At 54.2% G+C, this 25,723-nt stretch carries 21 protein-coding genes, 2 tRNA genes and 1 riboswitch; of the genes, 14 read left to right on the top strand and 9 right to left on the bottom strand.

The features are described from left to right. Window positions 1-11 precede the first annotated feature (11 nt). The gene (locus tag R9X49_RS08910) at window positions 12-1,772 is read right to left on the bottom strand and encodes a sulfatase (protein WP_319848031.1); all 1,761 of its coding nucleotides are present in this window, start codon (window positions 1,770-1,772) and stop codon (window positions 12-14) included. A gap of 20 nt (window positions 1,773-1,792) precedes the next feature. Then, window positions 1,793-3,334 (bottom strand): PTS transporter subunit EIIC, encoded by a 1,542-nt coding sequence (locus R9X49_RS08905; protein ID WP_319848030.1) that lies wholly within the window; start codon window positions 3,332-3,334, stop codon window positions 1,793-1,795. 189 nt (window positions 3,335-3,523) lie between these two features. On the opposite strand from R9X49_RS08905, the gene R9X49_RS08900 reads away from it, so the two are divergent. Further along, window positions 3,524-4,744 carry an anaerobic sulfatase maturase gene (locus tag R9X49_RS08900; RefSeq protein ID WP_319848029.1) on the top strand — a complete coding sequence of 407 codons (1,221 nt, stop codon included), beginning with the start codon at window positions 3,524-3,526 and terminating at the stop codon, window positions 4,742-4,744. Window positions 4,745-4,952: 208 nt separating this feature from the next. Here the strand turns inward: R9X49_RS08900 and R9X49_RS08895 are convergent. Both R9X49_RS08895 and R9X49_RS08890 read right to left on the bottom strand, forming a co-directional pair. Further along, window positions 4,953-5,029, bottom strand: a tRNA-Val gene (locus R9X49_RS08895). A gap of 245 nt (window positions 5,030-5,274) precedes the next feature. Continuing rightward, window positions 5,275-6,570 carry a cation:dicarboxylate symporter family transporter gene (locus tag R9X49_RS08890; protein WP_319848028.1) on the bottom strand — a complete coding sequence of 432 codons (1,296 nt, stop codon included), beginning with the start codon at window positions 6,568-6,570 and terminating at the stop codon, window positions 5,275-5,277. Window positions 6,571-7,049: 479 nt separating this feature from the next. Between R9X49_RS08890 and R9X49_RS08885 the strand changes: the two genes are divergently transcribed. Further along, the gene (locus tag R9X49_RS08885; protein ID WP_319848027.1) at window positions 7,050-7,364 is read left to right on the top strand and encodes a multidrug efflux SMR transporter; all 315 of its coding nucleotides are present in this window, start codon (window positions 7,050-7,052) and stop codon (window positions 7,362-7,364) included. 185 nt (window positions 7,365-7,549) lie between these two features. Here R9X49_RS08885 and R9X49_RS08880 read toward each other — a convergent pair whose 3' ends face one another. Further along, window positions 7,550-7,726 (bottom strand): hypothetical protein, encoded by a 177-nt coding sequence (locus R9X49_RS08880; RefSeq protein WP_319848026.1) that lies wholly within the window; start codon window positions 7,724-7,726, stop codon window positions 7,550-7,552. 143 nt (window positions 7,727-7,869) lie between these two features. Here R9X49_RS08880 and R9X49_RS08875 point away from each other — a divergent pair, with 143 nt between their 5' ends. Continuing rightward, a complete protein-coding gene (locus R9X49_RS08875; protein ID WP_319848025.1) occupies window positions 7,870-8,661 on the top strand; it encodes an HAD-IIB family hydrolase in 792 nt (263 codons plus the stop codon). 47 nt (window positions 8,662-8,708) lie between these two features. On the opposite strand, the gene R9X49_RS08870 is transcribed toward R9X49_RS08875, so the two are convergent. Next, a complete protein-coding gene (locus R9X49_RS08870) occupies window positions 8,709-9,482 on the bottom strand; it encodes a DeoR/GlpR family DNA-binding transcription regulator (protein WP_319848024.1) in 774 nt (257 codons plus the stop codon). Between the two features lie 213 nt (window positions 9,483-9,695). Between R9X49_RS08870 and R9X49_RS08865 the strand changes: the two genes are divergently transcribed. Both R9X49_RS08865 and katG read left to right on the top strand, forming a co-directional pair. Continuing rightward, window positions 9,696-10,826: a metallophosphoesterase gene (locus R9X49_RS08865; RefSeq protein ID WP_319848023.1), complete on the top strand. Its 1,131-nt coding sequence runs from the start codon at window positions 9,696-9,698 to the stop codon at window positions 10,824-10,826. A 441-nt stretch (window positions 10,827-11,267) separates the two neighbouring features. Further along, a complete protein-coding gene (gene katG, locus R9X49_RS08860; protein WP_319848022.1) occupies window positions 11,268-13,442 on the top strand; it encodes a catalase/peroxidase HPI in 2,175 nt (724 codons plus the stop codon). 80 nt (window positions 13,443-13,522) lie between these two features. Here katG and R9X49_RS08855 read toward each other — a convergent pair whose 3' ends face one another. Continuing rightward, window positions 13,523-13,798, bottom strand: a complete 276-nt coding sequence (locus R9X49_RS08855) for a DUF3861 domain-containing protein (RefSeq protein ID WP_319848020.1) — start codon at window positions 13,796-13,798, stop codon at window positions 13,523-13,525. An 81-nt stretch (window positions 13,799-13,879) separates the two neighbouring features. On the opposite strand from R9X49_RS08855, the gene R9X49_RS08850 reads away from it, so the two are divergent. The 8 genes from R9X49_RS08850 (at window position 13,880) to uca (ending at window position 22,613) form a co-directional block, all read left to right on the top strand. Next, a complete protein-coding gene (locus tag R9X49_RS08850; protein WP_319848019.1) occupies window positions 13,880-14,293 on the top strand; it encodes a MarR family transcriptional regulator in 414 nt (137 codons plus the stop codon). Window positions 14,294-14,485: 192 nt separating this feature from the next. Further along, a riboswitch (guanidine-I (ykkC/yxkD leader) is annotated at window positions 14,486-14,587 on the top strand. A gap of 59 nt (window positions 14,588-14,646) precedes the next feature. Further along, window positions 14,647-15,705 carry a putative urea ABC transporter substrate-binding protein gene (locus tag R9X49_RS08845; protein ID WP_319848018.1) on the top strand — a complete coding sequence of 353 codons (1,059 nt, stop codon included), beginning with the start codon at window positions 14,647-14,649 and terminating at the stop codon, window positions 15,703-15,705. Between the two features lie 22 nt (window positions 15,706-15,727). Next, the gene (locus R9X49_RS08840) at window positions 15,728-16,543 is read left to right on the top strand and encodes an ABC transporter permease (RefSeq protein ID WP_319848017.1); all 816 of its coding nucleotides are present in this window, start codon (window positions 15,728-15,730) and stop codon (window positions 16,541-16,543) included. Continuing rightward, window positions 16,540-17,331, top strand: a complete 792-nt coding sequence (locus tag R9X49_RS08835) for an ABC transporter ATP-binding protein (protein WP_319848016.1) — start codon at window positions 16,540-16,542, stop codon at window positions 17,329-17,331. The genes R9X49_RS08840 and R9X49_RS08835 overlap by 4 nt, the downstream gene beginning before the upstream one ends. A 13-nt stretch (window positions 17,332-17,344) precedes the next feature. Beyond that, window positions 17,345-18,091 carry an urea amidolyase associated protein UAAP1 gene (locus tag R9X49_RS08830; protein ID WP_319848621.1) on the top strand — a complete coding sequence of 249 codons (747 nt, stop codon included), beginning with the start codon at window positions 17,345-17,347 and terminating at the stop codon, window positions 18,089-18,091. Window positions 18,092-18,102: 11 nt separating this feature from the next. Next, window positions 18,103-18,738: an urea amidolyase associated protein UAAP2 gene (locus tag R9X49_RS08825; protein WP_319848015.1), complete on the top strand. Its 636-nt coding sequence runs from the start codon at window positions 18,103-18,105 to the stop codon at window positions 18,736-18,738. Beyond that, the gene (locus R9X49_RS08820; protein WP_319848014.1) at window positions 18,729-18,869 is read left to right on the top strand and encodes a hypothetical protein; all 141 of its coding nucleotides are present in this window, start codon (window positions 18,729-18,731) and stop codon (window positions 18,867-18,869) included. The genes R9X49_RS08825 and R9X49_RS08820 overlap by 10 nt, the downstream gene beginning before the upstream one ends. A gap of 141 nt (window positions 18,870-19,010) precedes the next feature. Then, the gene (uca, locus tag R9X49_RS08815; protein WP_319848013.1) at window positions 19,011-22,613 is read left to right on the top strand and encodes an urea carboxylase; all 3,603 of its coding nucleotides are present in this window, start codon (window positions 19,011-19,013) and stop codon (window positions 22,611-22,613) included. Between the two features lie 619 nt (window positions 22,614-23,232). Here the strand turns inward: uca and R9X49_RS08810 are convergent. Together R9X49_RS08810 and R9X49_RS08805 are read right to left on the bottom strand one after the other, a co-directional pair. Further along, window positions 23,233-23,309 (bottom strand) — tRNA-Val (locus R9X49_RS08810). Window positions 23,310-23,469: 160 nt separating this feature from the next. Further along, the gene (locus R9X49_RS08805) at window positions 23,470-24,843 is read right to left on the bottom strand and encodes an MATE family efflux transporter (protein ID WP_319848012.1); all 1,374 of its coding nucleotides are present in this window, start codon (window positions 24,841-24,843) and stop codon (window positions 23,470-23,472) included. Between the two features lie 242 nt (window positions 24,844-25,085). Here R9X49_RS08805 and R9X49_RS08800 point away from each other — a divergent pair, with 242 nt between their 5' ends. Continuing rightward, complete coding sequence (locus R9X49_RS08800) at window positions 25,086-25,721, top strand: riboflavin synthase subunit alpha (RefSeq protein ID WP_319848011.1); 636 nt, start codon at window positions 25,086-25,088, stop codon at window positions 25,719-25,721. Window positions 25,722-25,723 lie beyond the last annotated feature (2 nt).

The raw sequence follows: 25,723 nt of genomic DNA, 5'->3' as shown, positions 1-25,723 counted from the left end.
CAGTTTCCCGGTTAATCAATGCGCAGTAATAAACGGGCCTGATAGACCAGCTCAGGCTTTTTCTCTTCAGGGAACACCGCCTCAATCATGAGGAAGATATCCTGCTCTTGTAGTATTGGCGTCTGGTGGACCGCTTGCAGCAAAGCGGTGAGTGAGATATCCGCCGCTTTCCCGGCATTAATCAGCAGGCGCAGGGCTTCATAAACACCGCGATGTTCACAGTCGACACCTGTACCCGCCAATTCGGGATAGTGCTGATAGCGTGCCAGATCTTTCTGTTCCTGCTCGGCGCTCAGCGTGTCGAGGCTGAAGCGCGAGTAAAGCTCTGGCGGCGCATCATTGTCCTTGAAGAGTGCGGCGATTTGCTGGGCGTAGGCCATGGCACGCGGCGGATCCTGCAATGTGTGCTTTTGTCCGGGATCGTCAACAATATTGAACAGCTTGTCGCCATAGCGATAGGCGTTAAGGTAGCCGAAGGTCGCAGGGATTTTCATGACCTGTGCGCCCTGAGTGAAATCAAACCCAGGGTGCAAGGTCATATGCTGAAAATCACTGAGCGCAAATGCACTGTCGATACGGGTTGGCATCAAGGTGTATTCAAACAGATCGGTCTTATCGCTATGCCGTGGGCTGCGCATGTAGACGTACTGTCCATCGGTGATATTGACGTGCCCGCCAAAGTATCCGTACAGCGCGGTATCGCGGATCGGCGTATCGTTTTCAATCGCCGGGCGCAATGATTTACCGTGCATGGTTGGCGGTATCGGCACATTGAAGTAATCAAGGAGCGTCGCAGGAATATCAATAGTTTGGGCTAATGCCTGACGCCGGACGCCCTGAATGCCGCTGCGAGGATCGCGGATAAAGAACGGGGTGTTGGCGATTTCGTTATACACCGGCATGATGTTCTTGCCCCACCAGTGATGCTCGCCAAGCAAGAAACCATGGTCGGTGCAGACAATGAATAGGGTGTCATCCCACAGTCCATTCTCTTTGAGATTGTCCATCACCTGGCCGAGGTAATCGTCACACATGGTGATCAATGCCTGATAAAACTTCTTCACTTTTTCCGCGTGCTCAGGGCTTTCCGTCGCGCAGTAGTATGGTGTCCAGCCGTTGAAGTCCTCAGCTTTGCAGCCGTACATGGCAAGGTATTTTTCAGGAACAAAGAAAGGTTCATGCGGATCAAAACACTCAATTTGCAAGAACCAGTTATCGTCATCCTTATTGCTATTGATGAAATCTAACCCCGCACGGATGGTTCGCTCGGTGTAGTGTTCTTTTTGGGTCGGCATCGCGGCGCGATTGATGAAATCTTGCGTGATGCGCTTGGTTCTCCGCTGCCGGGTATTTTCATCCTCCATTCCCTGATAGTGGATAGCAGGCTTGGCGACTTTGCCCTGCCAGCAGTCGCCTTCCTGACCACGAATGAATTCGAAGGTGGAGTAGCGGGTGTGGTAGGTCGCCCCACCATCACGCCAGTAGTGTTTGTGATCGGTCACCATATGGGTGTGGATGCCGCGCTTATCCAGTGCTTGCGGCATGGAGAAATCAAAGGGCTCCAGCGGCCCCCAACTGCGGTGCAGGAAGTTATACCGGCCGGTATGCAGTTCACGCCGGGCTGGCATACAGGGCATGCTGCCAACATAAAAGTTATCGAATTGAACCGACTCTTTTGCCAAACGGGCAAAATTGGGCGTAATGGCCCCCCCGCCATACGGCGAGAGGTGATTACGGGTCAGTGTATCGAACATCAACATTACAGCTTTCATTTTCTTGTCCTTGCCAACCGCTAGAGGGAAACCAACTCTTCAACTTCGTTTTTAATCAATGTGACATGAGGGCCGTAGACGATCTGGACGCCTTGTCCGCGAACAAATGCTCCTCGGCTGCCAAGCGCTTTAAAGTCCTCTGGGTTCACGATGGCTGGGTCTTTAACGGTAATACGGAGGCGAGTGGCGCAACAATCCACATCAACAATGTTTTCTTTTCCTCCCAGGGCGGTAACGATACCTTGCGCACGCTCTGTCCCCGTCAGCGCCGGTGATGTGCCGCTGTCGGCCGTTTCGTCTTCACGACCGGGCGTTTTCAATTGGCGTAACTGGATCAGGAAGCGGAACGAACAGTAGTAAAGGGTAAACATCACCGCGCCCAGCGGGAGCATTAACACCCAATTGGTTTTGGCATTACCTTGCAAGACACCGAATAACAGGAAGTCGATCAGCCCGCCTGAGAACGTTTGTCCTACTGTGATTTCAAGGACATGCGCCAACATAAAGGCGACGCCGGTCAAGACGATATGCACCAGATACAGCAGCGGGGCGCAAAACATGAAGGCAAATTCGAGCGGTTCTGTAATACCGGTAACGAAAGCGGTGAGAGCGGCGGACAGCAGTAATCCGGCGACTTTTCCACGATTTTCTGGTTTGGCGCAATGGTAGATAGCCAGCGCCGCGCCGGGTAGACCGAACATGAAATCAGCGAAGCGGCCAGCCATAAAACGGGACACACCAATGTAATACTGTGTGACGCTGGGATCGGCCAACTGTGCGAAAAATATTTTTTGCGTGCCCTGAACCAGCGTGCCATTCACCATCTGCTCGCCGCCGATGCTGGTCAGCCAGAATGGCAAATAGAAGATATGGTGCAGCCCGAATGGGATAAGGCATTTGAGGATCATGCCGTAGAAGAAGGTACCGATGTATCCCGTTTTTTCTACCAGCCCCCCTAAATGAGAGATGCCGCTCTGAATGGGAGGCCAAACGTAGAATAGTAACACGCCAAGGAATAAGGCCGCGAATGACGCCACGATGGGCACAAATCGGGAACCGCTAAAGAATGCCAATAGCTCTGGCAGCGCGATTTTGTTGTAGCGCCCATGCAACCAGGCGGTCAGCAACCCGCTGAGAATGCCGCCAAGGACGCCAGTTTGCAGTGTCGTGATGCCGAGGATGACGGCTTGCCCATGTGCCGCGAGATTATCGGTTGCCAGCGTGTGCGTGATCACCAGCATGGCGTTAATCGCTTTGTTCATTACCAGAAAGGAGAGAACGGCTGCCAGTCCGGCGGTCCCCCGATCGGTGCTGGTCATCCCGACCGCAATACCAACGGCAAACAGCAGCGGTAGGTTATCAAACACGGCGCTACCGCACAGTTTCATGAGGATGAAAATGGCCTGCAAGACGCTGTTATTCAGGAAGGCGTAGGTTTCGATAGTGATTGGGTTGGAGAACACGCCGCCAATACCCAGCAGGAGACCCGCTGCGGGTAAGACGGCAATGGGTAACATAAACGATTTACCCAACTTTTGTGCGCCGGAGAAAAGACTGTTCATGAGAGAACCCCTGGTGTTGTGAATTGCTTAAGAAATAAAAATTTCATTTATTTTGTTGTTTGGTGAAATTATTATTTCCATTATTTTTTAATACTGTCAATATCAGATATCCAGAGGGTGATCATGGTCACTTTTCCCATGCAGGGGGCTGACAGTCATCCGCACAGACACGATTTGATAGGAGGTAAGATGAAGCGACCTTTTCACCTGATGGCGAAGCCCACCAGCTATCAGTGTAATCTTGCTTGTGACTATTGCTTCTATCTTGAGAAAGAACAGGGGACGCTTAAACCAGCGAAATCGAGCCGCCATATGGATGACAATATTCTGCGGCAGTACGTGCGGCAGTATATTGAGTCGAACCCCGCTGATGAGGTCGAATTTACCTGGCAGGGGGGAGAACCCACGATGGCCGGGCTGGATTTTTATCGGCGCGCGTTGTCCTACCAGCGGCAATACGCGAATGGAAAAACCATCCGTAACAGCATGCAAACAAACGGCGTGTTGCTTGACGAAGCGTGGTCTGCGTTTCTGGCAGAGAATCAGTTTCTGGTTGGGGTATCGATAGATGGGCCAAAATGGCTGCACGATCGCTATCGTGTCACGCACAGTGGAAAATCGGTTTTTGATCGGGTCATTGAGGCCGTCACGCTACTGAAACAGTATCGGGTTGAGTTTAATCTGCTAACGGTAGTGAACAATGAAACGGCGCAGGCTCCTCTGGAGATCTACCGCTTTCTGACTCAGGATCTGGGGGCGCAGCACGTTCAATTTATCCCCGCGGTGGAACAGCGCGAGGTCAACCATGCATTTGGCGAGTTGATTCACCCTCAAACGCTGTCCAATACGCAGGTGACGCCGTGGTCAGTGAGTGGCGAAGCCTACGGCCAATTCATGAACACGATTTTTGACTACTGGGTTCGCCACGATGTTGGGCGGGTTTTTGTGCAGCTCTTTGATAATGCGCTTGCCGCGTGGGCAGGGGATAAGCCCAGTCTCTGTGTTATGCAAGCGACCTGTGGTACCGGGCTTGTCGTTGAGATGAACGGCGATATTTACAGCTGCGATCACTTTGTCTATCCGGAACACCGGCTGGGTAACCTTGCTACCGATCGTCTGGATAAGCTGGTCAATAGCAAACAACAACGCCAGTTTGGTATGCAGAAAGCCAACTTATCGCCGATGTGCTTACGCTGTGAGTATCGCTTTGCCTGCCATGGTGGATGCCCGAAACACCGTATTCATCGTGTCGATAAACATTGGCATAATCATCTTTGCGCGGGCTATAAGGCGATTTTTGGTCATATCGATCCTTACATGCGCTATATGGCTCAGCAACTTCAACAGCACCAGCCGCCAGCTAACGTGATGGATGTGGCGGCATTTATTGCGGCGGAGCAGGCGCCGTGATGTAACATTTGCTGTTTGGCTATTTGCGCAGTAGTGAAAGCGGGGGTAGCCGTAGCAGGCGAACCTGAATCAATCAGCAGGTAAAACAGACAAAAAGGCGTTGGGTTTAATTTGATGCCGAGGAAATTAACAGGATACGAGTAGGGGGAGAAATTCAATTCACGTTCATTAACCTACGGGCGTAGGATAATATTTACAGAACATGAATTGGTACGACCGAGTGGACTCGAACCACCGACCCCCACCATGTCAAGGTGGTGCTCTAACCAACTGAGCTACGGTCGTACAGGAGATAACATCTTAATCAGTAACGTTTTGATTAGAATGCTTTTCTTCATTCCAGCGTTTGGAATGGGCGCTATTATGGACGGCTCCGACGTTGGTGGCAAGCGCTTTGTTTACCATCCTCTTTCAAGTGTTGAATGTTTAGCCGAATTCGTGCGTTGAGACTCACTACTCAGCCATGGCGCCGTGTGTCGTCATGGCTGATGTCTGTCATTTATCCGCTCTTGTCCGTTGCTGGCTTGTGATTAGCGAGCGGGGCGAGTTTCCTGGGTAAGGAGAGAGCGGTCCTGTGCATCGTCAGGCTGAGGCGAATATTCACCGCACCATTTTGCGACGACGATAGTGGCCACGCTGTTTCCTACCGTGTTGCACAAGGCAATTGCCATCGACATAAAGCGATAGACACCGAAAATCAGCGCCAGTCCTTCTATTGGTAAATTACCTACAGTTGCCACGGTTGCCGCGAAGACCACGAAGCTGCCGCCAGAGACGGCTGCGGCGCCTTTTGATGTCACCAGCATGATGAGCAAAATGCCCATTTGCTGTTGCCAACTCAGGTCAACACCATAGGCATTGGCGATAAACAGCGTACACATCGACATGTAAATGCTGGTTCCGTCGAGGTTAAATGCGTAACCTGTCGGGAGAATCAACCCCACGCTCTGACGTGAACAGCCAAAGCGCTCCAGTTTCTGCAACAGCCGAGGTAAGGCACTTTCGGACGACGCCGTTCCCAGCACAATCACGATCTCATCGCGGATGTATTTAAGAAAGCGAGTCAGGCTAAATCCTGCAAATCGACAGATGCTGCCCAAAATAACGATGATGAAAAAGGCGACGGCGGCATAGAACATCAATACCAGATTCAACAGCGACAGCAGCACGCTGCTGCCGTTACTTCCCACGGCATAAGCGACGGAACCAAAGGCGCCAATCGGTGCTAATTTCATGATTAAATTGATGAACTCGAAGAAGCATTCCGAAATGCGGTTCATGCCATTTTCAATGACGCTGCGTTTTTCGTGTGGGAGTGCGAGCAAAGCGAAACCGAAAATCAGTGAGATCACCAGCACTTGTAAAAGCTGCCCACCAGCAAAGGCTCCAATGAAATTATCGGGGAAAATAGCGTAGATAAAATCCATGGTGCTGGTCGGCATGTGGCCTTTTGCTATGGCAGAATCAACGGCGGCAGTGGCCGTCTTGCTGACATTATCAGCATGAATGCCAGAACCGATATCAATGATATTTGCCCAGCCGAGGCCGAGAGCGAGGGCAAAGGTCGAAACCAGTTCAAAATAGATCAGCGCACGCACGCCGATTTTACCCACTTTTTTGATATCTCCAGCGGAGGCGATGCCATGCACCACGGTAAAAAAGATGAGTGGTGCAACGGCGGTTTTGATGAGTTTCAGAAAGATGTCGCCGAGTATTTTAAACTTTGCAGCCAGTTCCGGCGCGGCAAAACCGAGGGCAATGCCCAGCGCCATTGCCGCCAGAACCTGAAATGTCAGACCTTTCCAGATAGGTGTTTTTGTCGACATAGTGTTGATCTCTTGTAGGTTAAAACAGTACGGATAAGGCTGAACCTGCAAAACTCGCCATCATGCAGTTGATGTCTCTAACGACATGAACTAACAAGATTTTTTTGATTTTTAGCGATACAACCCGCGTCATGAGCCATGTGTCGTAGCCAATGTTATATTTTTATATGTACGGACATTTTAACTTGTCCGTACATATGAATATGGCGTAGCCGCAGCGTTGTCAACGGTGGGGTTTAATGAAATGTGAATAACATGATCTCGGTTGGATATTTAAGTGTTGCGAATCGCATTGTCAGCTCTGGTGCTTCCTGTACTGGCGTGAAGAAAATCCCCGTGAGGTGATGAAAGCGCAAAGACTTTACTCCCTGATAGCGCAACGCTATCGTATCGCGGCAGAACATCCTGACAGGGGACGACCCCTGACGCGAAAAGGATTCACGGGACGACCCCTATTCGATGTTTAAGGAGAACTGGGTATGGCCTGGTTTCTATTAGCGCTTGCCGGTTTGTTTGAAATTGTCTGGTCTTACAGCATGAAGTTGTCTGATGGATTCACGAAAATAGGCGCATCGGTTGTCACGATTGTCGCCATGATCGTCAGCTTTGCGCTGTTATCCATGGCGATGAAATCTCTCCCCTTGGGGACGGCTTACACCATCTGGACGGGAATTGGCGCGGTAGGGGCGTTTGTGGTGGGATTGGTATTCCTCAATGAACCTGCCAGTGCGATGAGGATTATCGCAGCGCTGTTGATCGTCAGTGGTTTGGTTCTGATGAAACTGTCTTCGTAACGTATATACCCGTCATACTTCAAGCTGCTTGTGCGTTGGCAATACTCGGCTCATCTCTGAGCCTCACCTTATTTAGGGGTATAGTTTTTGAATAACGCATTGCGTCTGAACGTCAGGTTCGTCTGAATGCGGGGTTCATCCCGCGTCGGCTTCATGCGAACATCTGGCGTGTGGCAGAACCATTTTCATGCGGTTCTGCCACGGTGTGCACTCTTTTTCCGCTCACTATTGATTGGTTTTGCTTCTTGTTGCTTGTTATCAATAAGTGCTATGCTATTTCCTGCGTAATATCTCAATGTATTTGGCGTAAAGTGATTTTTCTTGCGCGCCATGTGCTCTTTTGGGTGTGTTTTACCTTTCATCGAGCTAGATCGAGCATTGGCGTGGCATCACCGCGTCAATCGTCTAACACACCGCACAAAATCAATATTTTCTTTGTTCAGGCAGGCTGCCCGCAGCCTGACTCGCGGCTATCTGTGTACGTACAATCTGCAAGGGGAGTGGAATGATCAAGTTGGTAATTACCGATCTGGACGGCACGTTTCTTCACAATGATGGCGATTACAACAGAGCTTTGTTTGCCGACGTGTATGCGTTAATGAAAGAGAAGGGCGTGCGGTTTGCTGTCTGCACGGGTAAGCAGTGTGAGCGGGTCGAAGCGCTTTTTGGCGATGATGTGAAAGATATCTGGATTCTGGGAGACAGCGCGACGCGCATCAAGTATCGGGGAGAGTACGTTTACCAATCGCTCATCAAAAACCGTCTGGCCTTGAGCCTGATTGGCGTGCTGGAAAGTGTAGACGATCGGCACGTGGTCATCGGTTGTACCCCACATGGCGCAATGGTCAAGGAAACGATCGACCCGGCTTTACTGGAAAAGATAAGGAAGTCGTACACCAATGTGACGCTGATCTCCAGCTTTGCTACCGTGACCGATGACTTTGTGAAAATCACGGTTTATGACCCAGAGGGGAACTGTCACGAGACGGCGAAGTATCTCGATGCGTTCCACGATCATGTCTATATCGTGGTCTCTGAAGCAGCCTGGATCGACATTGCAGATGTCGGCGTACACAAAGGGCACACCGTAGACATCCTGCAGGACAAATTGGCGATTACGCCAGAGGAAACGATGGTGTTTGGCGACGGCTACAATGATATTGAGCTAATGAGCCGCGGGGCTTACAGCTTTGCGATGCGCAATGCGTTTGAGGAAACCAAAGCCGCGGCGAATTTTGTTGCCCGCAGCAATGACGACGACGGGGTACTCAAAACGATAAAGCTGCTGCTTTCATGAATTGAACCACATGAAGCGAGCCGGCAGCCGCTGGGGCTACCGTCGTGTTATCTGGCAATAATCAGATCCAGGTTTTTTTCGCTTAATTCACTCTGGCAGGCAGGGGCAATTTCATCATCGGTCACCAGCACGGCGATCTCATCACACCCAGCGACGCGATAGCGCGCCAGAGCAGCGATCTTATTGGCGGTCAGCGCGACGATCACTTCGCTGCTGCGGGTGACCAGACACTTTTTGAATTCTGCATCGTCATATTCAAAAACCGTCAGGCCTTCATTGGCATCAAAGGCACAGCCTCCCAGCAGGCATTGATCGAAATACATCTTCTCTAGCTGTCGAAGCGTATCAATACCAATCGCGCCGCCGACCTCTTTCTGGATCCTTCCGCCAAGAAAAATCACTTCTACATCCTGATGCTGCATCAGCTCTGTCGCGATAATGGGCGAATTGCACACGGCGGTAAACTTCAGGCCCGGCGGGAGCTGCTTCGCTACGGCCAGATTGGTGGTACCGGTGTCAAAGAAGACGCAGCCGTTAGGTTTAATCAGCGGGATAACGGCCTGAGCGATGCGATCTTTCTGGACCGCATCGATAGTCGCTCGACTGGCAAAATCGATGGCCTCTGGCGGCATGATGACCGCACCGCCGTAGACGCGCTTGCAGGCACCGGATTGCGCCAGCTCCTTCAGGTCGCGCCGTATGGTGTGCTCGGATACGTTCAATTCGCGTGAGAGCTGGGCGCAGACGACTTTGCCTTCCTCGCTGAGAATCTGCCTGATTTTAGATTGCCGTTGTTCGGGAAAGTCGGTGTAATCGAACATAAATGTCCTTTGTTAATCAAAATCATGCACCAGCAGCCGCAGATGGCAGGCTTCACTGTTGTCAGGGCTATATACCGCAGGGAATCGCGCCATGTTAATCCGCCCCTTCTGGCAACACAACCTCTCTACCGTGTTGCTCTGCAATGTGTGAGTCATAGTGTAAAATTTACGCGTTACTATACCAATACCACCGATAAAGAGAGAAAAACATCCGTGTTTCATGTCATTACCGGGCTCATCGCCCTCTATGTTATCTGGCGTCTGGTCTGGCGCTTACATGTTGGTGTGCCTGTAAAGCGCATACTGGCGGTGTTAGTGCTGCTGGCTTCGCAGCATCATCTGATTACGCGCACCTTTTTTGGCACGATGGCGTCGCCGGAAGTGCCCGCGTTTGTCCTGATGTTTCTGGGATGGGCGTTTGGCGCGTTACTGATATCCGCATTTCTGCTGTTGGCTGTCGATCTGCTCGGCGTTGTGGGACGTTTTTTATCCCGCTCGGCTGGGAATGTTCTGCTAAACAATAGGGCGCTGCGTGGCGGAATTGCCGTCGTAGCGATGGGGTTAGCGGCTATCGGCGTTTGGGAGGCAGTGCGTGTTCCTGACGTTCGCACGGTAGAAGTTGAACTGAAGCAGCTACCGCCCGAATTGGATGGTTTCCGGCTGGTGCAGCTAACCGATTTACATGCCAGCCGTCTGTTACAGCGCCCCTGGATGGAGGCGGTGGTGGCAAAAACCAATGCGCTTAAGCCCGATCTGACGGTGATTACGGGCGATCTTGCCGATGGCACTGTGGACGCTCGTCACGATGACATGGAGCCGTTGCGTAACCTGAGTGCGCCACACGGCGTGTTTGCCATCGTGGGCAACCATGAATATTACGTGGAATATACGCAATGGGTGCAGCGGTTGAATGCGTTGGGTTTACGCCTGTTGCTTAATGAACATGTGTCGATCGGTCGCGATAATGCCACGTTTGTACTGGCTGGTATCACCGATCGTACCGCCGCTGATTTTCAACAGCCGCTGCCGGATACTGGCGCCGCGCTCAATGGAATCTCACCAGATAGCGCCGTCGTTCTGCTCAGCCATCGGCCAACGGGAGCGAAAGAGAACGCGCGTGCCGGTGCGAATTTACAGCTCTCCGGCCATACGCACGGCGGACAGGTGTTGGGCATGCACTGGGTGACACAGCTGGCGAATGAAGGTTATGTGTCCGGTAGCTATGACGTGGATGGCATGCATCTGTACGTGAGCAATGGTGCGGGCCTGTGGAACGGCTTTCCTATCCGCTTAGGGAAACGCGCCGAAATTACCCAGTTTATACTCCGTTCGCCGTCGCTGTAGTTTTTGGGAGGCGTGAAAGACTCGCAAGTTCCCTGAAAACGCCTCTATTACAAATCAATACTGATCACTTAAGTATGGATTTAGAGGGAAACACGATGATGAGGCTCCCGCAGGGATGCCTCACACCGTGGTCGCCCTCGGTATCTCGATCCTTAAACGATTAGCACTGCCTATGATAAACAGGCGCATTATCGCAAGCTGTTCTAGCGGCGAGATTATTGATGCAGATAGGAAAAATGTGCGATTGAGCTACTTTTCATCAGCTTAAACTATCGCAGAAGTTAGCATATACAATTATAAATTATAGGGAGACTCTGGCACTGTCTTGCATCAAGAAGAGGGAATAGGTGAAGGCTCCATTGCCATATGGCAAGGCTATTGGAGGACGACCCTGCCTTCTTGCGCAGCGATTAAGGCAATGCAACATACTGGGAGATAATGATGGACGAGAATAAAACGAAACCAGCCGGCAAGTGTCCGGTTATGCACGGCGGAAATACTTCTACTGGCTCATCAAACACTGACTGGTGGCCAAATGCCCTCAATCTCGACATTCTTCATCAGCATGATACCAAGACCAACCCGTTAGGCAGCGCTTTCAGCTACCGCGACGCCCTCAAAACCCTCGATGTCGATGCCCTCAAGAAAGACCTGCATGCACTGATGACCGACAGCCAGGAGTGGTGGCCAGCGGACTGGGGTCACTATGGCGGGCTGATGATTCGTATGGCCTGGCACTCGGCAGGGACTTACCGTACAGCCGACGGTCGCGGCGGCGGCGGAACCGGTAACCAGCGTTTTGCACCGCTTAACTCCTGGCCGGATAACGTCAGCCTTGATAAAGCGCGCCGTTTACTGTGGCCTATCAAGAAAAAATACGGCAATAAACTTAGCTGGGCAGACCTGATTATTCTGGCGGGTAATATCGCGTACGAATCCATGGGGCTGAAAACATTCGGCTTCGCCTTTGGACGTGAAGATATCTGGCACCCGGAAAAAGACATCTACTGGGGTTCCGAAAAAGAGTGGCTGGCGAAGAGCACCGGGCGCTACGGCAGCGACGATCGTACTACGCTGGAAAACCCGCTGGCTGCTGTGCAGATGGGGCTGATTTACGTTAACCCGGAAGGTGTTGATGGCAATCCCGATCCGCTGCGTACCGCACAGGATATGCGCGTAACGTTCTCCCGCATGGCGATGAATGATGAAGAAACTGTTGCCCTGACGGCGGGTGGACACACGGTAGGTAAAACCCACGGTAATGGCGATGCCAGCCTGCTGGGTGCGGCACCAGAAGGGGCAGATGTTGGAGAACAGGGGCTTGGCTGGCATAACCCGACAGGGTCGGGAAAAGGGCGCTATACCGTTACCAGCGGGCTGGAAGGCGCCTGGACAACGCATCCGACGCAGTGGGATAACGGCTTCTTCCATATGCTGCTGAATCACGAATGGGAACTGAAAAAGAGCCCGGCGGGCGCGTGGCAGTGGGAACCTGTCAGCATTAAAGAAGAAGACAAACCGGTGGATGTTGAAGACCCGTCTATCCGTTACAACCCGATGATGACCGATGCCGACATGGCGCTGAAAGTTGACCCGGAATATCGCAAGATTTCCGAGCGTTTCTATCAGGATCAGGCTTATTTCTCTGAAGTGTTTGCCCGCGCCTGGTTCAAACTGACGCACCGCGATATGGGGCCGAAGACGCGTTACCTCGGTCCAGATGTGCCGCAGGAAGATTTACTGTGGCAGGATCCGGTTCCGGCAGGCCGTACCGACTATGATGTCGATGTTGTCAAAGCACGCATTGCGGAAAGTAGCCTGTCCATTAGCGAGCTGGTGGCAACCGCGTGGGATAGCGCCCGCACGTTCCGTGGCTCCGATATGCGCGGCGGTGCCAACGGTGCGCGTATCCGTCTCGCCCCGCAGAAAGACTGGGTAGGGAACGAACCTGAGCGTCTGGCGCGCGTGTTAGTCGTGCTGGAAAGCATTGCCGCGGCAACCGGGGCCAGCGTGGCCGATACCATTGTGCTGGCGGGTAATGTAGGGATTGAGAAAGCGGCGAAAGCGGCAGGCGTGAATCTCACCGTGCCGTTTGCACCGGGACGCGGCGATACCACCGATGCCCTGACCGATGCAGAGTCTTTCGATGTCCTTGAACCGATCCACGATGGCTATCGCAACTGGCTGAAGAAAGATTATGCCGTGAGCCCGGAAGAGCTGATGCTCGATCGCACCCAACTGATGGGGCTAACAGCGAAAGAGATGACGGTGCTGGTTGGTGGGCTGCGTGTGCTGGGAACCAACTACGGCGGCACGAAGCACGGCGTATTTACCCATCGTGAAGGGGCGCTGACGAATGATTTCTTCGTCAACCTGACCGACATGAAATACACCTGGAAGCCATACCGTAAAGACCTGTATGAAATCCGCGATCGTAAAACGGGTGAAGTCAAATGGACGGCGACGCGTCTGGACCTGGTCTTTGGTTCCAATTCCATTCTGCGTTCTTACGCCGAGCTGTACGCACAGGACGACAATAAAGAGAAGTTTGTGAATGACTTTGTTGCCGCCTGGGTGAAAGTGATGAATGCGGATCGCTTCGATCTGGCAGAGTAAAGAGTAAGATGCAAACAAGCCCCACGCTGATATTGATATGGCGTGGGGCGCGTTATTTTCCGCCGTGATACCTCTTTAATTTACCCGGCAGTTGGCTGTTTCTTCAGGTTCAACATGAATTCCCTGAACGGGGTGGCAAATTCCTTAAACAACGGGTGCTTTCTATTCTGCATCATCACCTCACTAAATAGCTTCAGCCCCACCAGAAAAGCCTGCGTCTGTTCCGGCGTCATGTCCATCTTGCCATCGACTTTTTCCAGTATCTTGAACAGGTCATCGTGAATCGAGCATTCAAACGACAGCGTGCGCTGCGGCCCTGCTTTTTCTTCCACCGTAATCTGATAGACGTTTCCCATCGTAGCCTCGGTAAATTGAATTCATGATAGATAGTTGATAAAATCAACTATATGATCATTGGTTGACTGAGTCAATAAAATATGATGAAAGCGCTTTTTGCCTTACTGGAAAGCTATAAGGCACAGATGCAGGAACAGATGAAGGCGCACGACATTAGCTTAGATGTGGTGCACATTCGCTTATGCAAGATCATCGCGACGGAAGGGCGCATTACGCCTCAGTCGCTGGCGAAAATGGTGGGGCGGGATAAGGCGCAGATCACCCGCATGGTCGCGGAGCTGGTCAAACGCGATTATGTCCGCAAGATCGATAACCCGGATGATGGCCGCAGCGTGTGGCTCAGTTTGTCCGATAAGGGCGTCGCATTTACGCAAGTTTTTCTGCATCAGGGAAAGCAGATTGAGGCGCAGATGCTTCAGGCGTTGTCCCCTGACGAACAAGCCACGTTTAGCGCGCTGCTGGAAAAAATAACGGCGAACCGTTCTGCACGCTAAGCCTCGCATCCGTTAACCCTCACTGCACTGCCGTGAAGCGCACTCGCTGTGCTATTGCACCGAGATGGCGCGCGCGGCATGCTTCTCTCTATCATTCTCCCTATAAACTACCGCCGTACCGGCATTTTCGCTGCTGGCACGCATTTTGCTCTTCTCTATTCGGGACAGCACCACATAGGGCGCTGAACAACCTGAATAGCTGGCTAGGGTTCCGATCCATGCAATATGGATGTCTGGTCCGAGAGCTGGCGACCTCCAGTTGAGGTTACACGGCGGGACAAAAGCCCGGGAGACAGCAACACCCATGGTGTCGCGCTGTTCCCGCTTTTTTCCTACTCAACCGGAGGTCTGGCATGAACCTATCTCGTTTACTGGGCGTTTGCGTCCTCAGTCTCTCAGCGCTGCTGAGTTTCCCTTCTCAGGCTGCGCCTAAAACGCAATTCAACGTATGCTGGACTATCTATGCCGGATGGATGCCATGGGGGTTCATCGGCACACAGGGCATTATCGATAAATGGGCCGACAAGTACGGCATCAAGATTAAGGTCACGCAGCTTAACGACTACGTCGAGTCGATCAACCAATATACCGCCGGACAGTTTGACGGCTGCACGATGACCAACATGGATGCGTTGACCATTCCGGCCGCGGGCGGTGTGGATACCACGGCGCTGTTGCTGGGCAGTTTCTCCGCGGGCAACGATGGCATTGTGCTAAAAGGCAAAGGGAAAACGCTGAGCGATTTGCGCGGGATGAAGGTCAACCTGCCTGAACTCTCCGTCTCGCATTACCTGTTGGTGCGCGGTCTGGAAACCGCCGGATTGCGGGAGCGAGATGTCACGGTCGTCAACACCTCGGATGCTGACATTGTCGCCGCCTTCGCCACCCGCAGCGTGCAGGCCGCCGTCGCCTGGAACCCGCAACTGTCTGCAATTAAAAGCCAGCCGGACACCACGGAGGTCTTTCAGTCCGGCCAGATCCCCGGTGAGCTGATCGACATGATGGTCGTGAACACGCAGACGCTACAGGACAATCCGGCGTTGGGCAAAGCGCTGGCCGGTGCTTGGTTTGAAATGATGGCGCTGATGAAAGCGGGCGACAAACCGGCGCTGGAATCAATGGCTGCCGCCTCCGGTACGGATTTAGCTGGTTATCAGTCGCAGCTAAAAACCACCCACCTGTTTTATTCCGCGCAGGACAATCTGGCGTTTCTGACCAGCCCGGATCTTCCTAACACCATGAAGCGCGTGGCGGAGTTCTCCTTTGACAAAGGGTTGCTCGGCGCTGGCGCACAGAGCGCGGATTTTATCGGCATGACGTTCCCCGGACAGGGAACGCTGGGTGACAGCGCCAATGTAAAACTGCGCTTTGACGACACCTTCGTGCGCCTGGCCGCAGAGAACAAACTCTGACCCGCAAACTGGAGAGACTATCGTGCGCTTGATCAATCGCTATCCCAGCCGGGGCGGACGGCTGTTGCTGGTCCTGCTGCCGTTTGTCGTGCTGCTGGTGCTGTACCTCATCGGGTCGGCAGTGCGGCTGGAGGCTAACCCCAATGACAAACTCCTGCCGAGTCTTGGGCAAATGGCCGAGGCGATTCAGCGCATGGCATTCACCGAGGACAAACGCAGCGGGGACTACCTGTTCTGGCTGGATACGCAGGCCAGTCTGGTGCGCCTCGCGCTAGGGCTGGGGATCGCCAGCCTGTTGAGCCTGCTGTTCGGGATTGCGGCTGGGACTTTTCCGCTGTTTCGCGCCTCGCTCTCGCCGCTGATGACCGTGCTGTCGATGATTCCGCCGCTGGCGATTTTGCCCATCCTGTTTATCGTCTTCGGGCTGGATGAACTCTCGAAAGTGATGCTGATCGTGATTGGCGTTACGCCGATGCTGGCGCGCGATCTCGAACAGCGCGCCCGCAGCATACCGCAGGAAATGCTGATTAAAGCCCAGACGCTGGGCGCGAACAGCTGGGTCGTGGTGCTGCGCGTCATCCTGCCACAGCTGCTGTCGCGACTGCTGATTTCACTGCGGCTGCTGCTGGGCGCGGCGTGGCTGTTCCTGATTTCTGCCGAAGCGATTTCGGCAACGGCAGGGCTCGGTTACCGCATCTTTTTGGTACGCCGCTATCTGGCGATGGATGTGATTCTGCCTTACGTCGTGTGGATCACGCTGCTGGCATGGCTCATGGATAGGGCGCTGCGCTGGCTGCATCGCCGCGTGTTCCCGTGGTCAGAGGAAAGCAAAGCATGAGTTTTATCGAGATCGATAACATCTGGCAGGAATACGGCGACCACGTCGTGCTGGAACGGCTCAACCTGAACGTTGAAGAAGGGGCGTTTTGCACGATGGTCGGGGCATCCGGCTGCGGTAAATCCACCTTTCTGCGCCTGCTGCTGGGACAGGAAACGCCCAGCCGTGGCGAAGTGCGGCTCGAAGGGAAGCGGCTTCCCGCTGAACCGGATGCCAGCCGCGGCGTGGTGTTTCAGCGCTATTCGGTTTTCCCGCATTTGACCGTGCTGGAAAATGTGGTGATTGGGCTGGAAATACCGCATTCCCCCTGGTTCGGCAGACTGTTTGGGGCGCGCAAGCAGGCGGCGCGAGCGCGTGCAGCGCGGATGCTGGAACGCGTCGGGCTTGGGCATGCCATGCACAAATACCCCAACCAGCTTTCCGGCGGCATGCAGCAACGGCTTGCGATTGCTCAGGCGTTTATTGTCCAGCCGCGCATCCTGCTGCTCGATGAACCGTTTGGCGCGCTGGATCCCGGTATTCGCGGTGATATGCACACCCTGCTGCTGGAGCTGTGGCGGGAAACCCGCTTAACGGTCTTTATGGTTACCCACGATTTGCCAGAAGGTTTCCACCTCGGCACGCGCTTGCTGGTGTTCGACAAAGTGCGCGTCGACCCGCATGCACCGGAAGCCTATGGCGCACGCATTACTTATGACATCCCGCTAAATCAGGAGCGTCTCGCCACGCGACAGCGTGCGCTTACGCTGGTGCCTCCTGTGGTCAGCGCGGCGATATCCCCTCTTTAAGGAGCTTTCTGTGATGACAGCGATACAGACATCGACAAATACATCGACAGGCCGAACCACGTTTGATGAAGAAATCGTGCCGGGCGGAGGACATACCTCCTTCATTCTCAAGCGTGGACAGATTCTGCGTATCGAAGATGTGGAAGGCGGCGGCAATGTGGGTCTGCTGCTGTTCAACGCCTACCAGACCAGCGAACGTCTGAACCTGCCGGATACCCTGAAAGGGCAGCATACCGCCAGGCTGACGGTTGGGCACTGTCTCTATTCCGATATGGGGCGGGTGCTGGCAGCAATCATTGCCGACACGTGCGGCTGGCACGACAGCTTTGGCGGCGTGCTCAATGCGCAGGAAGTGCAGGAGAAATACGGGCAGGGGCGTTATCAGGAACGGCGCAACGGCTTTTTCCGTAACGGCATGGATAACCTGCTGGTCGAGATGGGGAAATGGAATCTCAATCTGCAAGATCTGCTGATGACCCTCAACCTGTTCAGCAAAGTCACGGTAGATGCGCAGGGGCAGTTTCATTTTCACGCCAATCATTCTCAGGCGGGGGATTACATCGAGCTGTATGCGCCGATGGATACGCTGGTGGTGCTGACCGCCTTGCAACACCCGATGGACCCTAATCCGACGTACGCGCCGCGCCCGGTTGCACTCACCTGGAGTCGGGCAGACGGTGAGGATGTCGCCGCGTATTGCCGTGCCTTCCGTGAGGAAAATGCACGTGCGTTTCACAATACCGAACGCTTTTGCCTGTAAGGAGGCCGGACATGACGTTAATTGCCAGCAATAAAACGGCCGAGGAGGCGGTATTCCGCCATGTGATTCCTGCCGGAGAACCCTATCTGTTTGAGGTCAAGCAGGGGCAGACGCTGCGGCTGCTGGATCTGGAGGGCAATCAGGCGGTAGATACGCTGTTCTATCGCGTCGATGATCCGCGTGAACGCTACGATCCGCAACGCACGCTGCGTCGCCAGAATAGCGTCTACCTGACGACGGGCAGCGTGCTGTATTCCAATCTTGGCAACCCGCTGCTGACGATTGTCGCCGATACCTGCGGTCGCCATGACACGCTGGGCGGCGCCTGTGCGCAGGAGAGCAACACCGTGCGCTATGCGCTCGACCGACGCTACATGCATAGCTGTCGCGATAACTTTCTCTGCGCCTGCTTGCACGATGGTCGCCTGAATAAAAAGGACATTGGTGCAAACATCAACTTCTTTATGAACGTGCCAGTGACGGCGGAAGGCGGGTTGACCTTTGAGGACGGCATTTCTGCACCGGGGAAATACGTGGAGCTGCGCGCCGAAACGGACGTCATCGTGCTGATTTCTAACTGTCCGCAGTTGAATAATCCGTGCAACGGCTGGAACCCAACGCCAGCGGAGGTGTTGATATGGAACTGATATCGGATCGGGGTGGTGAAAAACGTACGCGCTGGCAGCGAGTGAAAGCATGGCTGGTGAGCGCGCTGGAGGCGCGGGCAAATCGGTATTATCTGCCGTCGGCTAATACCCGAACGGACAGCGTCCCGTAATTCCAGCGCGATAGTCCGTTTCAGCACTATCTGTTTCAGCACTACCCGCTCTTTCAGCAGCACCTGACCGTTACCGCGATGGACGACCATCATGCGGATCGCATTTTGGCGGGACGACCCGCTCTTGCATGAGTCTAGCGTATGTTCGACAAACTTCTGATTGCCAACCGTGGCGCGATTGCGTGCCGTATTCTGCGTTCGCTGCGCGAGATGAACGTCCGTGGTATCGCGGTCTATTCTGATGCCGATATCAGTAGCCTGCATATTCAGGACGCCGATGAAGCCATTAGCCTGGGTGAGGGCGCGGCGGCGCACACCTATCTGGATGTAGACAAAATTCTCTCTGCGGCTCGGCGTAGCGGCGCGCAGGCCATTCATCCCGGCTATGGTTTTTTGTCCGAGAATGCCGCGTTTGCCGAAGCCTGCGAAGCGGCGCAGATCGCCTTTGTCGGGCCGACGCCACAGCAGCTACGGGTATTCGGCTTAAAGCATACGGCGCGAGCGCTGGCGAAGCAGTACAACGTGCCGCTATTGGAAGGCACCGAACTACTGGAAAACATTGACGCGGCCCTCGGTGCGGCGGTGGCGATCGGCTATCCGATCATGCTAAAAAGCACGGCGGGAGGCGGTGGGATCGGGATGCGTGTCTGCTATAGCGCCACGGAGCTTTCCGACGCGTTTGAAACGGTAAAACGTCTGGGCCAGAACAATTTCAGCGATGCGGGCGTGTTCATCGAAAAGTATATCGAACGCGCCCGACATCTGGAGGTGCAGATTTTTGGCGATGGTCAGGGAGACGTGCTGGCGTTGGGCGTTCGGGACTGCTCGGTACAGCGTCGCAACCAGAAGGTGATTGAAGAAACGCCCGCGCCCAATCTACCGGACGGGGTCGCCGATGCGCTGTGCGCGGCGGCAATCAGTCTGGCGCAGGCAGTGAATTACCGCAGCGCCGGAACGGTGGAGTTCGTTTATGACAGCGCAACGGACCGTTTTTACTTTCTTGAAGTGAATACGCGTTTACAGGTCGAGCACGGCGTAACGGAACAGGTCTGGGGCGTGGATCTGGTGCGCTGGATGATCGAACTGGCCGCAGGGGATTTACCACCGCTGCGTGAGCTGGCCGCTGGACTGAATCCGCAAGGGCATGCGATACAGGCGCGCCTGTACGCGGAAGATCCGGGCAAACAGTTCCAACCTTCGCCGGGGTTGCTGACGGAAGTCGCGTTTCCCGCCGCAGGGGAGCATAGCCTGCGCATCGACACCTGGGTGACGGCCGGGTGCGAGATCCCCCCGTTTTTCGACCCGATGCTGGCTAAGATCATTGCCTGTGCGCCCACCCGCGAGCAGGCGATGGTCGGACTGGATAGGGCGCTGGCTGACACACGACTCTATGGAGTGGAACACAACCGTGACTATCTGCGTCAGATTCTGGCGGCAGAGCCGTTTGCCAGCGGCCAGCCGTGGACGCGCTGTCTGGATGCGCTGATCTATCAGGCGACAACCTGTGAAGTGGTGAGCGCTGGAACGCAGACCACCGTACAGGATTATCCTGGACGTCTCGGATACTGGGCGGTCGGCGTACCGCCGTCGGGGCCGATGGACGATCGCGCGCTGCGTTTAGGCAACCGTCTGGTAGGGAATTCGGCGGGCATGGCCGCGCTGGAGATCACGATGAACGGGCCGACGTTGCGTTTTAATACTGATGCGGTGGCGGCGGTCACCGGTGCGGCTATCGCTATCGAATTAGACGGCAAACGTGTTCTGATGGATAGCGTCTTTGCGATCCCGGCGGGCGCCACGCTGCGATTAGGCGCGATGAATGCGCAGGGAGTACGCAGCTATCTTTGCCTGCGCGGTGGATTCGATGTGCCGGACTATCTCGGCAGTAAAAGTACCTTCACGCTGGGGCAGTTTGGCGGCCACGCGGGCAGGGCGCTGCGGGCGGGCGATGTATTGCACCTCGCACCGCTGGCTGATAGACGTATCGGTGACAGCCTGCCGGACGCGTTGCGCACTACGTTGTCTACGGTACGTGAACTGCGTGTGATTTACGGCCCACATGCGGCACCGGACTATTTTACGCCTGCCTATATGGACACCTTTCTCACCACCGAATGGGAAGTGCATTTTAACTCCAGCCGCACGGGCGTACGCCTGATTGGGCCGAAACCAGAGTGGGTGCGCGATAGCGGTGGCGAGGCGGGGCTGCACCCTTCGAATATTCACGATAACCCGTATGCCATCGGCGCGGTGGATTTCACGGGTGATATGCCGGTTATTCTGGGGCCGGACGGCCCGAGCTTGGGCGGATTCGTCTGTCCGGTGACGATAATCGAGGCTGACCTGTGGGCGCTGGGACAACTCAACGCCGGCGATCGCGTACGCTTTATTCCTGTCGACCTCTCTACGGCGCGTGCACTGGCGCAGGCACGCCATGCGGAGGTGGAACAGCTTACCCCGATCGCGGTCGACTGGTCGGCTGCCGCACTGATTTCCCCGGTGGTGTTGGATATCGGTGAAGCGGATAAACAGCTAGTTGCTCGGCTGTCCGGCGATACCCATTTACTGCTGGAAGTGGGGGCGGCGGAACTGGATGTCGCGCTGCGTTTCCGCGTCCATGCGCTGATGCTGGTGCTGGAACAACTGACGCTTGATGGCATTATTGACGTGACGCCGGGTATTCGCTCGTTGCAGGTACATTATCGCCCCGAGGCGCTTCCGCTGTCGCACCTGCTGGACGTGTTGTCCACGCTATGGCAGGACGTTTGCACCCAGCAGAATCTGACCGTGCCGTCACGGGTCGTTTATCTGCCGCTGTCCTGGGACGATCCCGCCTGCCAACTGGCGATCCAAAAATACATGACCACGGTACGCAGCGATGCGCCCTGGTGCCCAAGCAATCTTGAATTTATCCGTCGTATTAACGAGCTGGAGAATCTCGATGAGGTTTACCGAACGGTCTTTGACGCCAGTTATCTGGTGATGGGGCTGGGCGATGTTTACCTCGGCGCACCGGTGGCAACGCCGCTGGATCCGCGCCATCGGTTAGTGACCACCAAATATAATCCGGCACGCACCTGGACGGCGGAAAACTCGGTGGGTATCGGCGGCGCGTACCTGTGCGTTTACGGTATGGAAGGGCCGGGTGGCTATCAGTTTGTCGGCCGCACGCTGCAAATGTGGGATCGCTATCGCGGCGTTGACGCGTTTGGCGGCAAACCGTGGCTGCTGCGCTTCTTTGACCAAATTCGCTTCTATCCGGTGTCGGCCGACGAATTGTTATCCATCCGTCGGGATTTCCCGCTGGGGCGCTACCCGCTGCGAATCGAGCAAAGCGAGCTGGCGCTAAACGCCTATCAGGATTTCCTGTCGCGGGAAGCTGAAGAGATCGAGGCATTCCGCGTACGCCAGCGGGCCGCGTTTGAGGCGGAACGCGAGCGCTGGCGTATTGCCGGTCAATCGGTGACGGATAGCGTCGACGTGGTGATTGAGGAAGCGGACGACGCGCCGATCCTACCGGGACAACTCGGCGTAGAGAGCCCGATTGCCGGTAATCTCTGGCAGGTGACGACGGAGATCGGAAAAACGGTAGCCGAGGGGGAAACGTTGATGATTCTCGAATCCATGAAAATGGAAATCCCGATTGTCTCGCCGCAGCGCGGCATGGTGCGGGATATTCGCTGTCAGCCTGGCGCATCCGTTCGCGCGGGGCAGTGCGTAGTGGTGATCGAGTCGCAGGCGTAATAACGGCGGCGCACATACTTTTACGCCAGAGTGACGCTCTGGCGTGAAATTACTTATGGCAAGTTTGAACACCATGCAGAGTCACTGGAGAGGTTGTTGGCGCTAATGATTGTCAGAGCGAATAAAAGTGAGAGAAATATGGTTGCAGCCAATCAGGGAAGAGCAAATATTTTCTGATGAGAAAGAGGCTAACGGCGAACGTTCCTATTGAAAAAATAATATGAAAGCCGATCCAAAAACTAAACCAAAATTCGCCACGATGAAATGTCACGTCTTTTCTATTAATTCTCTCGACTAACACGCCAGATTTGAGTCCGTGATAGACGTGAAAAATTTCCCATATCCCACCACCAATGAGGAGCAGTGGTATGTAATCTTTTAACCAATCCATTGCAATTGACTCTTCCGATATTATTTTCGTGGAAGGATTTTATCATAACCACTGAGAGACTAACCAAACCTGTGGCGCTTCATTGTATTGCTTTTGACTCAGGTCAAATGGACGTAGATCGTGCGAATACAGGTGGAATGAGATCGATATTGCTGAAAAAGTATGAGTGCAGATTTAACAAAGATTTTAGTGGATTAACGAAGTGATTGAGGTACTGCGAAGAAGGAATGGTGCGTTCAATTGGACTCGAACCAACGACCCCCACCATGTCAAGGTGGTGCTCTAACCAACTGAGCTATGAACGCATTGAGATACCGGGCTGCCTGTCTGACAGCGATGCGAATAGTAGCGAGCAAGGGGAAAGCTGGCAAGAGGAAAAATGCAATTTTGTGCTCTTGCCAGCGCGATTGCTGGGGTTGTATCCATTGTGTTGTTTTTTTCGACTCAAAATGGATAAAACGTTATCTAGCGAGCCGCGCGCGCTAAAATCTGTGCGGCAGGCTGGCGCTGAAGAAAACGAATCCGCGTCACCATCATCACTGCCGCTGCCGTCAGGCCAATGATGAAACCGCACCAGAAACCCGCGGGTCCCATGCGTGGGACGATGATATCCGTCAACGCCAGCAGGTAGCCGCTCGGTAACCCCAGCACCCAGTACGCCGTGAACGTAATATAGAAAATCGACCGGGTATCTTTATAGCCGCGCAATACGCCACTGCCGATGGCCTGAACGGCATCGGAGATTTGATAAACGGCAGCCAACAGCATGAGCTGAGAAGCCATCGCCACCACCAGCGGATCCTGATTGTAGAGCAGGGCGATAGGCTCGCGCAGCAGCGTGGTGAAAATGGCCGTACAGCTGGCTAACGCCACGCCAGCCAGAATGCCGGTGTAGGCGGCAATCCGGGCGTTCTCAACCGAACCTTCTCCTAAACGATGTCCGACGCGAATGGTGGTAGCAACGCCAACCGAGAGCGGAAGGACGAACATCAGCGAGCTGAAGTTCAGGGCAATCTGGTGACCGGCCACATCGACGACGCCCAGCGGCAACACCAACAGCGCCACCACGGCAAACAAGGTGACCTCGAAAAGCAGCGCCAGCGCGATAGGTAAACCGAGACCAAACAAACGCTTTAATACGGAAAAATCCGGGCGGAATGTAGGACGATGCTGGCGGATATCGCGTAGCCAGGAGGCGCGTCGGGTGTAGGCCATCATCAATAGCATCATGATCCAGTAAACCGACGCGGTAGCGACGCCGCAGCCTACGCCGCCCAGTTCGGGCATGCCAAATTTACCGTGGATAAAGATATAGTTGATCGGGATATTGATTAATAACCCGATGAACCCAATCATCATGCCGGGGTAGGTTTTGGACAGCCCTTCGCACTGGCAGCGCAAAACCTGATAGAACAGATAGCCAGGTACGCCCCACAGCAGCGCATGCAGGTAGCCAATGGCCTTCGCCGCCAGCTCCGGCGAATCGTCGCTCATCAGGTTAATGGCATATTCCCCCTGATACAGCGCCAGCATCGTAAATACAGAAATAATGGCGGCCAGGAAAAAGGATTGTCGCACCTGATGCGAGATGCGATCGCGTCGGCCGGAACCGTTGAGCTGTGCGACAACGGGCGTCAGTGCCAGCAGCAGACCGTGGCCAAAAAGAATGGCGGGTAGCCAGATAGAGGTTCCCACGGCGACGGCGGCCATATCGGTGGCGCTATAAGCGCCTGCCATGATGGTGTCAACGACCCCCATCGATGTTTGAGACACTTGCGCAATAATGACAGGAACAGCAAGCGCCAATAATTTACGCGCTTCTGTCAGATACTGTTGCACGGATACCTTCCTTGAATGACTTGACTGCGGAATAAATAATTTAGATATGAAAAACAGATCGGGACAAAGAGGGAGTCATTGTAACGACTTAACGAAAGTAAACCAGCATGGAAGAGAATATATTCTTTTTGTTACGCTACGGTTTCGATAGCAATGTAGTGTGCGGTATTCCGGTTTGGATTTCCGCGAAATATCGGGCACACTGCACCAAATCATTTCTTTGTTTTTAAGAGGCAAACCGTATGTTTACCGGTATTGTGCAGGGCACCGCGCCGGTGGTGTCGATTGAAGAAAAATCCAATTTCCGCACGCACGTTGTCCAGCTCCCGCCTGATCTGCTGCCCGGACTTGTGCCCGGTGCCTCGGTGGCGCACAACGGCTGCTGCCTGACGGTAACCGCCATCGAGGGCGATCGTGTCAGCTTCGATCTCATGAAAGAAACGCTGCGACTAACGAATCTGGGCGATATTCATGAAGGCGATGTTGTGAATATTGAGCGTGCCGCGAAATTCGGTGACGAGATTGGTGGACACGTCATGTCGGGTCACATCATGTGTACGGCGGAAGTGGTGAAGATTCAGGTTTCAGAGAATAACCATCAGATTTGGTTCCGTCTGGCAGATGAAGCGCTGATGAAATACGTGCTGCATAAAGGCTTTGTTGGGATTGATGGTATCAGCCTGACGGTAGGGGAAGTGACTCGCGGGCGTTTCTGCGTGCATTTAATTCCCGAAACGCTGAACCGTACTACGCTGGGACAGAAACGTCTGGGACATCGCATCAATATTGAAATCGATCCGCAGACACAGGCCGTGGTGGATACGGTCGAGCGCGTGTTGGCCAGCAAGCAGGCGAGCGACCTGGGCAAAGAAGAGTAATT

Source organism: Pectobacterium carotovorum (genome assembly GCF_033898505.1).
Lineage (GTDB): Bacteria > Pseudomonadota > Gammaproteobacteria > Enterobacterales > Enterobacteriaceae > Pectobacterium > Pectobacterium carotovorum_J.
This window is presented reverse-complemented; position numbering and strand designations above follow the sequence as displayed.

Bases quoted from the DNA above. Each gene is read 5' to 3' on its own strand.
- R9X49_RS08835 (WP_319848016.1), top strand. From the start codon at position 16,540: ATGAGTTTTATCGAGATCGATAACATCTGGCAGGAATACGGCGACCAC.
- uca (WP_319848013.1), top strand. From the start codon at position 19,011: ATGTTCGACAAACTTCTGATTGCCAACCGTGGCGCGATTGCGTGCCGT.
- katG (WP_319848022.1), top strand. From the start codon at position 11,268: ATGGACGAGAATAAAACGAAACCAGCCGGCAAGTGTCCGGTTATGCAC.
- R9X49_RS08850 (WP_319848019.1), top strand. From the start codon at position 13,880: ATGATGAAAGCGCTTTTTGCCTTACTGGAAAGCTATAAGGCACAGATG.
- R9X49_RS08820 (WP_319848014.1), top strand. From the start codon at position 18,729: ATGGAACTGATATCGGATCGGGGTGGTGAAAAACGTACGCGCTGGCAG.
- R9X49_RS08800 (WP_319848011.1), top strand. From the start codon at position 25,086: ATGTTTACCGGTATTGTGCAGGGCACCGCGCCGGTGGTGTCGATTGAA.
- R9X49_RS08830 (WP_319848621.1), top strand. From the start codon at position 17,345: ATGACAGCGATACAGACATCGACAAATACATCGACAGGCCGAACCACG.
- R9X49_RS08855 (WP_319848020.1), bottom strand. From the start codon at position 13,798: ATGGGAAACGTCTATCAGATTACGGTGGAAGAAAAAGCAGGGCCGCAG.
- R9X49_RS08905 (WP_319848030.1), bottom strand. From the start codon at position 3,334: ATGAACAGTCTTTTCTCCGGCGCACAAAAGTTGGGTAAATCGTTTATG.
- R9X49_RS08880 (WP_319848026.1), bottom strand. From the start codon at position 7,726: ATGAAAGGTAAAACACACCCAAAAGAGCACATGGCGCGCAAGAAAAAT.
- R9X49_RS08870 (WP_319848024.1), bottom strand. From the start codon at position 9,482: ATGTTCGATTACACCGACTTTCCCGAACAACGGCAATCTAAAATCAGG.
- R9X49_RS08900 (WP_319848029.1), top strand. From the start codon at position 3,524: ATGAAGCGACCTTTTCACCTGATGGCGAAGCCCACCAGCTATCAGTGT.
- R9X49_RS08875 (WP_319848025.1), top strand. From the start codon at position 7,870: ATGATCAAGTTGGTAATTACCGATCTGGACGGCACGTTTCTTCACAAT.
- R9X49_RS08825 (WP_319848015.1), top strand. From the start codon at position 18,103: ATGACGTTAATTGCCAGCAATAAAACGGCCGAGGAGGCGGTATTCCGC.
- R9X49_RS08890 (WP_319848028.1), bottom strand. From the start codon at position 6,570: ATGTCGACAAAAACACCTATCTGGAAAGGTCTGACATTTCAGGTTCTG.
- R9X49_RS08885 (WP_319848027.1), top strand. From the start codon at position 7,050: ATGGCCTGGTTTCTATTAGCGCTTGCCGGTTTGTTTGAAATTGTCTGG.
- R9X49_RS08845 (WP_319848018.1), top strand. From the start codon at position 14,647: ATGAACCTATCTCGTTTACTGGGCGTTTGCGTCCTCAGTCTCTCAGCG.
- R9X49_RS08910 (WP_319848031.1), bottom strand. From the start codon at position 1,772: ATGAAAGCTGTAATGTTGATGTTCGATACACTGACCCGTAATCACCTC.